An 11,504-nucleotide genomic window follows, 5' to 3' on the forward strand; every position below is an offset into this window, starting at 1 on the left:
GATTTACAGCTTATTCAGCAACCAGCCCATGTAACGCTGACGAATCTCTTCACTCTCATTGACCAGATGGTGCTGACCTTCCGGGATATAAAACACATCAACAGATTTATAAAGTCGCTTGTACACTGGCATGTTATGCTGCCAATCTACAGTTCCATCTTTCTGCCCCTGAATAATTAAGGCATCAAAGCCGCAAGGCTTGGCAATAGATTCAATCTTCTTAATCCACCGACTCATAGCACCAACCCAGCCCACAGGTAGAGTCCGTGACTGCAAAGGTTCCCTGGCAAGAAACTCTAAGAACTCGTGATCGTTGGAATTGTTTGAGCGAGATCTTGGAACACTGCTTATAAACCGCCGAACCAGCTGATACTGAATTCGTCCCCAGCGCCACAAAACAGGCCGTATCAATGGTGCGAACAAAATCACTTTATCGATAGAGTATTCATCTTTGGTGCAACGTTCACCTGCCAAAAATTCTGAAACTATCGCTCCTCCCATACTTTGACCACTGAGATGAAACGGCTTTGGCAGGTCTGCTTTTTTGCACCAATCCAGGCACATCCTGAGAACGCGGGTATAGGAACTGAAAGAATCAATATTGGCCCGATCACCACACGACAAACCATGTCCTATCTGATCATAAGTAAAAACTGAAAACCCCTGCTCCAAATAAAAACGAATGATATGACCGTAAAGGCCAACATGATCAAAGTAACCATGGAGAAGAACAACGGTTCCTTTATTGGAATGCTGCCTCCAGAGATGGCAGGAGATTTTTAAATCTCCTGACCGGAGAAAACCTCCACTGTAGAAAATATCTCCCGAGATATCAGAGAATTCCAGTCCATAAGCCTTCAGGTAATACGCCCGGCCATCTTCAAACTCCTGTGGGACAGGAGATAACAACTGCATATTTTTACGCAGTGATTCCAGTTTTTCACTGTCAGGAATGGCTCGGGACACGCGTTAGCTTCCAGAAGTTTTAAAATCTTCTGAAAGTATACTTTCGTTCTGTGTTTAACCGCACCCTGTCAGGTCATGTTTTATTTGCTGTGGATACTTTCGATCAAATCCCTGTTCAGTTCCATTTCTCGCCCGTCTGGAGTTTTGAATTCATAAAAGCCAGTGTCGTCATCATAGTCAGGCTGGCCGGTGGAGATAAACTCTCGGCCATCTTTCAGCTTAACGACATGAGGCGTTGAACAAGCAGTAAGAAACACGGAAGCCAGAATCATCCCGGCGGGAACACACTTCACAAAACTGTCAAAACCAGACACTGCCGACTCCAGTAACAGGAAACCAGAGCTGCAAATATAGAAGAGCATAAGGAGAAAGGCAGGGAATCAGCGACAGCGCTTGGTAGAACCAAACACTGCCGCTAAGAAGAGCTTAAACAGTCAGTCGTTACAGAACATCGATACTGTTCAGATCACGATGAGCCTGTTCCAGACGAGCGGCCATAGAAGTCTGGCCCTTACGCAACCATGCGCGTGGGTCGTAGTACTTCTTGTTAGGCTTGTCTGCACCTTCTGGGTTACCCAGCTGGCCCTGCAGGTAAGCTTCTTTTTCCTTGTAGTAATTCAGAACACCTTCCCAGGTTGCCCACTGGGTATCGGTATCGATATTCATCTTCACCACACCGTAAGAAACGGCTTCCTTGATTTCCGCTTCGGTAGAACCAGAACCACCGTGGAATACAAAGTTAAGAGACTTGGCTGGCAGGCCGAACTTGTCGGAGCAGTACTTCTGGGAGTTATCCAGAATCTTTGGCGTCAGCTGAACGTTACCAGGCTTGTAAACACCGTGAACGTTGCCGAAAGAAGCTGCGATAGTGAAGCGATGGCTAACAGGGTTCAGCTGCTCATAGGCATAAGCAACATCTTCAGGCTGAGTGTAGAGCATGGAACTGTCCATGCCGGTGTTATCCACACCATCTTCTTCACCGCCGGTGCAACCCAGTTCAATTTCCAGAGTCATGCCAATCTTGGCCATGCGCTTCATGTATTCCACGCAAGTACCAACATTCTCTTCCAGAGACTCTTCAGAAAGGTCAATCATGTGGGAGGAGAACAGCGGCTTGCCATTCTGCTCAAAGAACTCTTCACCTGCATCCAGCAGAGCATCGATCCATGGCAACAGCTTACGGGCAGCATGGTCAGTATGCAGAATCACAGGTACGCCATAGGCTTCTGCTACTGCATGAACATACTTGGCACCAACAACAGCTCCCAGAACGCCTTTAGGACCTTCTTCTTTCACGCCCTTACCGGAGAAGTAAGTCGCGCCACCGTTGGAGAACTGCACAATAACTGGTGACTTGGCTGTAGCGGCTGCTTCCAGCACAGCATTTACAGAATCGGTGCCAACAACGTTCACCGCAGGCAAAGCGAATTGGCCAGCCTTGGCAGCATCGAAGACTTTCTGTACATCGTCACCAAAAAGCACACCTGGTTTTACCAGATCGAGAATTTTCTGAGACATATGTCTTTTCCTGTTTAGAAAATCAAAACAATACAAAAGAAGAGCAGATTGTCTGAGACAATCTGCTCTTGGGAATCATTCTGCGCGCTGTTCCAGCATGGCTACAGCAGGCAGTTTTTTGCCTTCAACATATTCAAGGAATGCACCGCCGCCAGTGGAGATGTAAGACACTTGTTCCTTAATGCCATATTTATCCACAGCTGCCAGAGTGTCACCGCCACCAGCAATGGAAAAGGCTGGAGACTCAGCAATAGCCAGAGACAGTGATTTGGTACCCTCGCCAAACTGATCGAATTCAAAAACGCCAACAGGGCCATTCCACACGATTGTGCGGGCATCTTTCAGGACATTAGCGAAAAGTTCAGCGGTTTTAGGACCAACGTCGAAGATCATTTCGTCGTCCTGAACATCTTCAGCCATCTTCACAACGGCAGGTTCGTTCTCGTCAAACTTCTTGCCCACAACCACATCGACTGGCAGAGGAATATCGCACCTCTCCATCAGCGCTTTGGCCTGAGGAATCAGGTCCGCTTCATACAGAGACTTACCCACAGGCTTGCCAGCAGCCGCCAGGAAGGTGTTCGCAATACCACCACCTACAATTAACTGGTCACACACTTCGGAGAGAGACTCAAGAACAGTCAGCTTGGTGGAAACCTTGGAGCCACCAACAATCGCGGTCATTGGTTTAGCTGGCGCATCCAGGGCTTTAGCCAGAGCATCCAGCTCACCCTGCAGCAGAGGACCAGCACAGGCGACATCTGCAAATTTGCCAGCACCGTGAGTAGAAGCCTGAGCGCGGTGTGCAGTACCAAAAGCATCCATCACGTAAACATCGCAAAGTGCTGCCATTTTTTTGGACAGCTCTTCATTATTCTTCTTTTCACCTGCGTTGAAACGCACGTTCTCAAGAATGACCAGCTCGCCTTCAGCAACTTCAAAGTTGCCATCGAGCCAGTCTTTAATCAGGCGTACCTCTTTACCCAGCAGTTTGCCAATGTAATCAGCAACAGGCTTGAGGGAGAAAGCTTCATCATATTCACCCTCGGTAGGGCGACCCAGATGGGAGGTTGCCATCACCTTAGCCCCTTCGGCTAAGGCGAGCTCAAGCGTAGGTAGAGATGCGAGAATACGAGCATCACTGGTCACCTGACCATTTTTCACCGGAACATTCAGGTCTTCCCGAATAAGCACACGCTTCCCGGAAAGGTCAATGTCGGTCATCTTCAGCACAGACATGATGAAAATCCTTCTAATTTAACTTCAGGTAATAACCGGGGGCTTCGGATAAAAACCCGGCAGGTGCCAGACATTCGTGATGGGTAGGTATTATTGGTATTCATGTGAGTAACCGAGCTTCTTGCAAGAAGACACTGAACCTCATAACCCGATCCTGTCGGCACAACAGTGATGTGATGAAACGCTCCGAAAACAAGCTGCGTACATTAACACAGCACAATTGGTTTCGTCAGTCACAGTGCGTGATTTTACGTGCCAATATCCACGAAAATCAGGGTTTAAACTCGGGCAATTCAACATCAACAAGATAATTACCAGCCAACCAGTTTCTGCCAAGTAGCAAAGGATAGGTCATCTTTTCCCTTTCACTGAGATTGGCTTCCACTACCTTCCGACCTCCGGCGTAAGGAATTGTCAGCTCCACCACATAACGACGCTCAGAACCATTGCTGGAACGAATTTTGACCGTATCCACAATTCTGGCTCGCCCGGTCACCTGCTGCCCTTTCTCATTAGCGGTTTTAAAACGAACAATTTTTCCGAGATTGTCTCTCATTTCCTTGGCTGGGTTATCAATCTGAAGATCCCAAGCATGCAGAGAAACATTGGTAGAGCCTGTATCTGTGCGGGCAAGATAAAGCTGATTAGCCTCTTCTATCTGTACATAAACCGTTGGTCCAACAATCGTCTTACCTCCACAGGTTTGGGGAGACGATGAAGGATCAGGAGTGGCAACGGAAGTGGCTGCACTGAGCAACAGCCCTATATAACAGAGCATATATTTCATGAGCGGAACGGGTTCGCCCACCCTTTCTGGCAGCTTGTTCTATCGGAGAAAAGCCACTGTTGTTCCTTAATGTGGTTTTCCATATCGCCCCGCAGACAATATCGTCTGTCGTATAACCACTTTGCAGAGCCTGGCAGCGTGGAAAACGAGTGATGAGAGGATTGCAATCTGTCATGGGTGATTTGGTCGTTATGTTTGGCGTAAGCAACTGAACAATAACAAAAAACCATCTCGCCTTTCTTATTTTGGTGAAATATTCGGGCTAGTACCAAAGAGCTTTTTGTCTAAAATATCTGGTTGTTGGGTTACGCCACTTCGTGACTAACCCGATCTACCAATTGAAGTTACTTGTTCAACCATTCGCAGGAAACATCTAACATTCTGTTGGCAAACCCCCACTCGTTATCGAACCAGCAGAGCATCTTCACCATTCGCCCTCCGATAACTCGTGTCTGGGTGCCATCAACAATGCCTGAGCGTTTGTCGTGGTTAAAATCTACGGAAGCGTGAGGGTCGTTACTGTAACCAAGTATTCCTTTCAAACGCCCACTCTCTGACGCTTCCTGCATCAAACTGTTGATGTCGTATTCCGTGACGTCCTCCTTCAGATTGACAGTCAGATCCATAGCCGAAACATTTATGGTTGGAACACGCATGGAAAGCGCTTTGAAACACCCTTCCACTTGTGGCAGTAAGCGGTCGATACCTTTAGCCAATCCAGTATCAATAGGGATAATGGAGTGCAGGGCACTACGGGTTAGACGAAGATCACTTTGGTGATAAGCATCAATCACTGGTTGATCATTCATAGCTGAATGAATGGTGGTAATTGTGCCCTCACTGATGCCCCACTGCTCATCCAGAAGCTTAAGCACTGGCACAATACAGTTGGTCGTACAGGATGCATTGGAAACTATCTGTTGATCGCTTCTGAGCAGTTCTTCATTGATACCGTAAACAATGGTAGCATCTACATCTGGCTGCGCAGGTTGGGAGAACAACAGTTTCGGTGTTCCGCTTTCAAGGTGTAGCTCTGCGGTTTCACGATCTTTAAAGGAACCGGAACATTCTAACAACAGGTCAACTTCCTGTTCTTTCCAGGAAAGTTTTTGCGGGTCACTTTCCCGAAGAATGCGAATACAATCATTATTAATAATCAGCTCATCTTCGGAATGGCTCACTTCACCCGGGAAACGCCCGTGGGTTGTGTCGTACTGGGTGAGGTAAGCAATAGTTTTGGTATCTGCCAATTCATTGATAGCTACAACTTGAAGCTGATCCCGATACCCATTCTCGTACAATGCCCGCAAGACGCACTGCCCGATACGACCAAAGCCGTTAATCGCAATCCTGTAAGCCATGGTTTGCCATGTTCTATGTGTTTATTTGATTGTTAGCAATAGTACCCTGAGCAGCCACCGACAAACATATAGTACTAACAATAATTAGTAGCACCCCGTGCCCTGCCTTTTGATTAGCCCACCTAACTAAATGGGAACTTTTTATCGTCTCATCACTCCAATGACCAGCGATGTTATTTATACCAGCAGGGAAAGAGAATATTATGGAATGGTTATGGAACATGGCAGGTTGGCGGAGCTATTCACATCACCCTCAGCAATCACCACAGGCGCTAGAAAAAGGAGCAGCTTACGGGAAAAGTGTTCAAGCCACAGAAGCAGACAGCTCACGAAGAGTATACTCAGACCTCCCTGGACGGCTTGAAGGGCAGAATACAGCCAGAAATCCACAAAAAACAGCAGTTTCTGCCAGCATAGCCTCTCCTCCTCATGGGCAAGTCACTATTGATCTACAGAAGGCACGTGAGCTCTGGAAAAACCAATTTGAGAGTATTTTTAGTGCTATTAAGGAGAGTAACAAGAGTTTGGAACGTATGTGCAGCGCTCTTCTTTCCAAGAAGATTATTTCACGCCAAGATTTTACTGAATACACAAAAACAGGAACTGATATCACTAGGCGGGACTACACAACGAGATTATTAGTACTGTTCAGCACACGGTACGATAATTCAAACGTGTGGATGGCTTTTCTTCAGGCACTATCCCTGACTGGTGAATCTGGAAAAACTGTGGTGAATGATATAGCCACACAACTGGGCATACCACTTCCCACCCTGACACCAGAAGACGACCTGGTAGCCGAAGGACTGGACATTGTATCGTCTTACCAAGTCCCCCTTGCAGAGAGCATAGCCACCTGCAGTGTATCGGAGTGTGCGACAAACCGATGTTCTGAGATTATCGAGTGTCTGCAACTGAATGGTGACATTCTTGCCTGTGTTGCCAGAGAAATGGTAAAGGCGCATTTTATCGATGAGAATGATATCGAAACGGCTGCTTACACAGCAGCCTCAGGAGGAATCAACCAAGCCTTAATGTTGTGGACTAAAGCCCAAAACAGTATTACCACTCTGCAGAACATGGCCGTTTTTCTGAAAGCCCTTAATGCGACCGGCAACATTTCATGCCAGGCGTTAGCACGGCTTATAGCCCAAGACACCGGTATGAGTACCAGCGCATACTTGCCGTAATAAAAAAGCACCCGCAAAATGCGGGCGCTTTGAGTTGGAATCGGATTGCTAAGCGGATCTGAAGTTAGTCCAGATCTTCCAGCATATCTTCAGCAACAGTCAGCACATTTTCGACAGTAAAGCCGAATTCACGAAACAGGTCAGCAGCCGGTGCAGATTCACCGAAAGTGGTCATACCGATGATGCGTCCGTCCAGCCCAACATACTTGTACCAGAAGTCTGCGGCAGCCGCTTCGATAGCGATACGGGAGCCAACTTCAACAGGCAGAACGCTCTGACGGTAAGCAGCATCCTGTGCATCAAACACTTCTGTAGAAGGCATAGATACAACACGCACCTTCTTGCCTTTAGCAGCCAGCGCTTCGTAAGCGTTCACAGCCAGCTCAACTTCGGAGCCGGTGGCGATAATGATCAGTTCTGGTTCACCAGCACTGTCTTTAAGGACATAACCACCACGCTCAACATTAGCCAGCTGCTCATCGTTACGATCAATGCAGGGCAGCCCCTGACGAGAGAAAACCAGTGCACTTGGGCCGGTCTTGTTCTCAACAGCATGCTTCCAGGCCACTGCAGATTCTACGGTGTCACATGGGCGCCAAGTGTTCAGGTTAGGAGTCGCACGCATACTCGCCAGCTGTTCAATTGGCTGGTGAGTCGGGCCATCTTCACCCAAGCCGATGGAGTCGTGGGTGTAAACCTGAATCTGGCGAATCTTCATCAGTGCCGCCATACGCAAAGCATTACAGGCGTATTCCATGAATACCAGGAAGGTAGCGCCGTAAGGAATAAAGCCACCGTGCAGCGCCATGCCGTTCATCATGGCAGTCATACCAAACTCACGCACACCGTAGTGCATGTAGTTGCCGCTGGCATCTTCACCGGTGATGGACTTGCAGCCATTCCAGATTGTCAGGTTGGAGCCCGCCAGGTCAGCGGAACCACCCAGGAATTCTGGCAGCATTGGACCAAAAGCGTTCAGAGTATTCTGAGAAGCTTTTCGGCTGGCAACCTTGGCACCTTCGGCCTGACAGCTACGGATATATTCGGCAGCGCGATCAGAGAAGTCTGCTGGCAGTTCTCCAGAAACGCGGCGTTCGAACTCGGCCGCCAGCTCAGGGTGTTGGGCTTTGTAAGCTTCAAAGCGGGTGTTCCATTCAGATTCGGCAGCAGCACCTTTTTCACGGCAGTCCCACTCCTTATAAATATCTTCGGGAATTTCAAAAGGGCCATGTTTCCAACCCAGCTGCTCACGGGTCAAGGCGATTTCATCATCACCCAGAGGAGCGCCGTGGCAATCTTCTTTGCCACTCTTATTTGGGGAACCAAAACCAATAACGGTTTTGCAACAAACCAGTGTTGGCTTGTCTGTGTTGCGTTTGGCCTGAGCGATAGCTGCAATCAGGGCTTCAGGGTCGTGGCCATCAACAGCAGGAATCACTTCCCAACCGTAGGATTCAAAACGCTTCACGGTGTCGTCGGTGAACCAACCTTCCACTTCACCGTCGATAGAAATGCCATTGTCATCGTAGAAGGCAACCAGCTTGCCCAGGCCCAGAGTACCAGCCAGAGAACAAACTTCATGGGAAATACCTTCCATCATGCAGCCATCGCCGAGGAACACGTAGGTATTGTGATCAACGATGTCATGACCAGGGCGGTTGAACTGAGCAGCCAGAACTTTTTCAGAGGCCGCCATACCAACAGCATTGGCAACACCCTGACCCAACGGGCCAGTAGTGGTTTCGATACCAGGTGCATAACCATACTCTGGGTGGCCAGCAGTCTTGGAGTTCAGCTGACGGAAGTTCTGCAGATCTTCAATATTCAGGTCGTAGCCTGTGAGATGCAGCAGGGAGTACAGAAGCATGGAGCCGTGACCATTGGACAGCACAAAGCGGTCACGGTCGGCCCACTCAGGGTTGTTTGGGTTGTGCTTGAGAGTGTCTCTCCACAGCACTTCGGCAATGTCAGCCATGCCCATGGGGGCACCGGGGTGGCCTGATTTGGCCTTTTGGACGGCATCCATGCTCAGGGCACGGATAGCGTTTGCACATTCGCGGCGGGTAGTCATCGAACCAGTGGCTCCACTTGAGAAAGTATTACGAGGGTAGGCCGGAAAATCCGGTATTCTAAATGCTGAGAGCAAAAACGTGAACCAAATAGGTACTTTTCTATACAAGCCTTCAGGTTACCGCCCCTTCTCCTTTCTGGAAAAGCACCACTTCACGCCACTGGTGGCTAACTTCAGCACCCCCCGAGCCCCGACCTGAACAAAAGGAACCAGACTGGGGATGATATAGATAGCCGTCCATGCTGTGGCCAGCTTTCCTACAAAACCGGCCCACATAGGATCGAAACCGGTGATCATTCCTTCAACCTCTGCTTCCGTACCGCTACCAATAGCGGTGCAGTTCGTTGTATTACCGGTTGAATCTATGGTCGCGTTAGCAAGGCTGGTTGTGATGTACACCTCCACGGGTCTTTGAAAAACCCATAGTGTGACCCATAAAGCTGTCATGCCTCCATAAATCAGAGCATGAGTGGTGTACCCTGCATTGCGTTTAACAATTAACCCGTCAACAATATCAGCAATTCCTGCGCTCAGAGGAATATCAGAATCAACCCAGGTAATATCTTCCTCATTTTCTGACTTGCGTAGCAGATGTTTAATAAACATCTGATCGTCCCGAGGCAGTCTCTGAGTTTTTGTAAAAAACTGATAAGCCTCCCAATTCGCTAAAGCGCAGGTTTCACTATCCAGAAACAGGCAATCATCGACTTTACACACATGGCACGAAGCTCGATAAATGAGCTGACTTCCCAGCCTATCCAAGATTGTTTTAAGAAATGTATTCATAAAAACAGGGCCAAGATAGATAGCGGCGATCAATATATGGGGAAGGTAATGCTGGCCGTTAACCTGATAGGTTACAACCTCTCCGGTCAAGGTTTCTCCCTTTTCACAAGTCTCCAGTGCTACCACGATGATGGCTGTCACACTGTCACCAGGAATGCGATAGAGAAGATAAGCAGTTCCGGTATAAGCTCCCCAGGCAAGAACTGTATTGATATAACTGGAAACCTGAGTCAGGCTCCGGCCCAGCTTCATCATCGTCTCTTTGCCAGCTCGACTTTCGAGTATCTCCTTGGGATTAATGCCATTACGTTTCAGCACTCCATTAAGGATTTCCATCATCACCCCTTTGTGAGCTCCGGAACGCGACATGAAATCCTTAAGCAGTGAAATGCTCATGTCGTCTTCAGGTTTCACAACACCTGTCAGCAGTTGCACCTCCTGAGGCAAATCAATACTGGTCTGCTCATCAGCAGGCTTTCGCTCCTCTTCATGGGATACCGTTCGCTCAAATGGCGACAGAGATCTATAACCTTCATCCAGTAATGTGATGCCATCTAGTTCTTTCGTAATCTGTTGGAGTGAATGGTTTTCCTGTGGCAACGTCTGTGTTGTATTGATCAGCTCAGTGTTTACAGCAGCTGTTACAGGAGTGATAGACAGTGCCTCCATACTACGAATAAACCCCGCATCCACATCCGAATTTTTAGCCGTCATAACCAATGCTTCCGCTTCTTGCACAAGGTCATTGACCTGAGGAGCAGTTTTTATTAAACGCTGCCTGAGTCGACCAAATTCAAAAGATCCTGACGGGCTCGGAAAAACCGGCCGTTTTTGAGCCTCCGATGGGCTTTCCGGTTTCGAAGGTATCACCTGACTCCCGGAAACATCAGCAAGGTCTGGCTTCTCTTGAGTCTTCAATGTGCTTTCTGGTTTTAAAGATTCCATCTGATTCCCAAAAACATCAGAAACACCTGACTTATCTCGGGTTGTTGGTGATGTTTGTGGATCAGAAGATATATATCCGGAATCCGTTCTTTTTACGCAAGAAGGGTCAAAAAAACCTCCAGATGAATGTGGGGATAAAAAGTTAGGCCCACACTTTCGCAGTTGCCTTGCGTTTCGCTTGGTCAAGGCACCCTTTGATACGGCTCCGTTTGTAACAAAATTGGCTTTGGCTACAAACGCCAAACCAACTGATGGCAAGTGCATATCCGACTCAACCAGAGTCCCTCCCAACATGCTATCCGCCCACTGATATCCCGCATTACTGGCCAAACCATAGAACTTGGGAAAAGAAACAGCCCTCTCCAAAATGCCAGAAATAGCTGGAGAGGAAAAAGCGACCAGCGTTACCATGAATCTGGGCAAATAACATATCGCCTTGCAGCTCTGCTTCAAACTGTCAGGCCCCCTAACGCAAAAACACGACCAAAGCAGTTTAGCTTCTGGTCGTGTTCTCTACGAAAGGGATTCCGGGAAAAGGGGATTAACCCTGATACTTCTCAGCCGTCAGACATACAATTTCAACGACCACATCAATACTCTTTAATACTCTTTAATACTCTTTAATACTCTTTAATACTCTT

General features: G+C 48.1%; 9 protein-coding genes and 1 pseudogene. 1 reads left to right on the forward strand and 9 read right to left on the reverse strand.

Annotated features, from left to right (window positions below; translation table 11 throughout):
- Nucleotides 1-3: 3 nt before the first annotated feature.
- The 7 genes and pseudogenes from QMA35_RS08735 to QMA35_RS08765 all read right to left on the reverse strand — a co-directional run bounded on the left by QMA35_RS08735 (nucleotide 4) and on the right by QMA35_RS08765 (nucleotide 5,871).
- Nucleotides 4-966, reverse strand: a complete 963-nt coding sequence (locus QMA35_RS08735) for an alpha/beta hydrolase (protein WP_281646762.1) — start codon at nucleotides 964-966, stop codon at nucleotides 4-6.
- 80 nt (nucleotides 967-1,046) lie between these two features.
- Nucleotides 1,047-1,280 carry a YgdI/YgdR family lipoprotein gene (locus QMA35_RS08740; protein WP_281646763.1) on the reverse strand — a complete coding sequence of 78 codons (234 nt, stop codon included), beginning with the start codon at nucleotides 1,278-1,280 and terminating at the stop codon, nucleotides 1,047-1,049.
- 127 nt (nucleotides 1,281-1,407) lie between these two features.
- Nucleotides 1,408-2,484, reverse strand: coding sequence for a class II fructose-bisphosphate aldolase (fbaA, locus tag QMA35_RS08745; RefSeq protein ID WP_281646764.1), 1,077 nt, complete (start codon nucleotides 2,482-2,484; stop codon nucleotides 1,408-1,410).
- A 75-nt stretch (nucleotides 2,485-2,559) separates the two neighbouring features.
- Nucleotides 2,560-3,723 (reverse strand): phosphoglycerate kinase, encoded by a 1,164-nt coding sequence (locus QMA35_RS08750; protein WP_281646765.1) that lies wholly within the window; start codon nucleotides 3,721-3,723, stop codon nucleotides 2,560-2,562.
- A 271-nt stretch (nucleotides 3,724-3,994) separates the two neighbouring features.
- A complete protein-coding gene (locus QMA35_RS08755; RefSeq protein WP_281646766.1) occupies nucleotides 3,995-4,501 on the reverse strand; it encodes a RimK/LysX family protein in 507 nt (168 codons plus the stop codon).
- A gap of 11 nt (nucleotides 4,502-4,512) precedes the next feature.
- Nucleotides 4,513-4,653: pseudogene (locus tag QMA35_RS08760) on the reverse strand (transposase); the annotation flags it as partial.
- A gap of 201 nt (nucleotides 4,654-4,854) precedes the next feature.
- Complete coding sequence (locus QMA35_RS08765; RefSeq protein ID WP_281646767.1) at nucleotides 4,855-5,871, reverse strand: glyceraldehyde 3-phosphate dehydrogenase NAD-binding domain-containing protein; 1,017 nt, start codon at nucleotides 5,869-5,871, stop codon at nucleotides 4,855-4,857.
- 203 nt (nucleotides 5,872-6,074) lie between these two features.
- On the opposite strand from QMA35_RS08765, the gene QMA35_RS08770 reads away from it, so the two are divergent.
- Nucleotides 6,075-7,061, forward strand: coding sequence for a hypothetical protein (locus QMA35_RS08770; RefSeq protein WP_281646768.1), 987 nt, complete (start codon nucleotides 6,075-6,077; stop codon nucleotides 7,059-7,061).
- A 64-nt stretch (nucleotides 7,062-7,125) separates the two neighbouring features.
- On the opposite strand, the gene tkt is transcribed toward QMA35_RS08770, so the two are convergent.
- Nucleotides 7,126-9,132, reverse strand: coding sequence for a transketolase (tkt, locus tag QMA35_RS08775; protein ID WP_281646769.1), 2,007 nt, complete (start codon nucleotides 9,130-9,132; stop codon nucleotides 7,126-7,128).
- A 117-nt stretch (nucleotides 9,133-9,249) separates the two neighbouring features.
- Nucleotides 9,250-11,286 (reverse strand): hypothetical protein, encoded by a 2,037-nt coding sequence (locus tag QMA35_RS08780; protein ID WP_281646770.1) that lies wholly within the window; start codon nucleotides 11,284-11,286, stop codon nucleotides 9,250-9,252.
- Nucleotides 11,287-11,504: the final 218 nt, after the last annotated feature.

The organism is Parendozoicomonas sp. Alg238-R29, assembly GCF_947331445.1.
In the GTDB taxonomy this organism is placed as follows: Bacteria; Pseudomonadota; Gammaproteobacteria; order Pseudomonadales; family Endozoicomonadaceae; genus Sansalvadorimonas.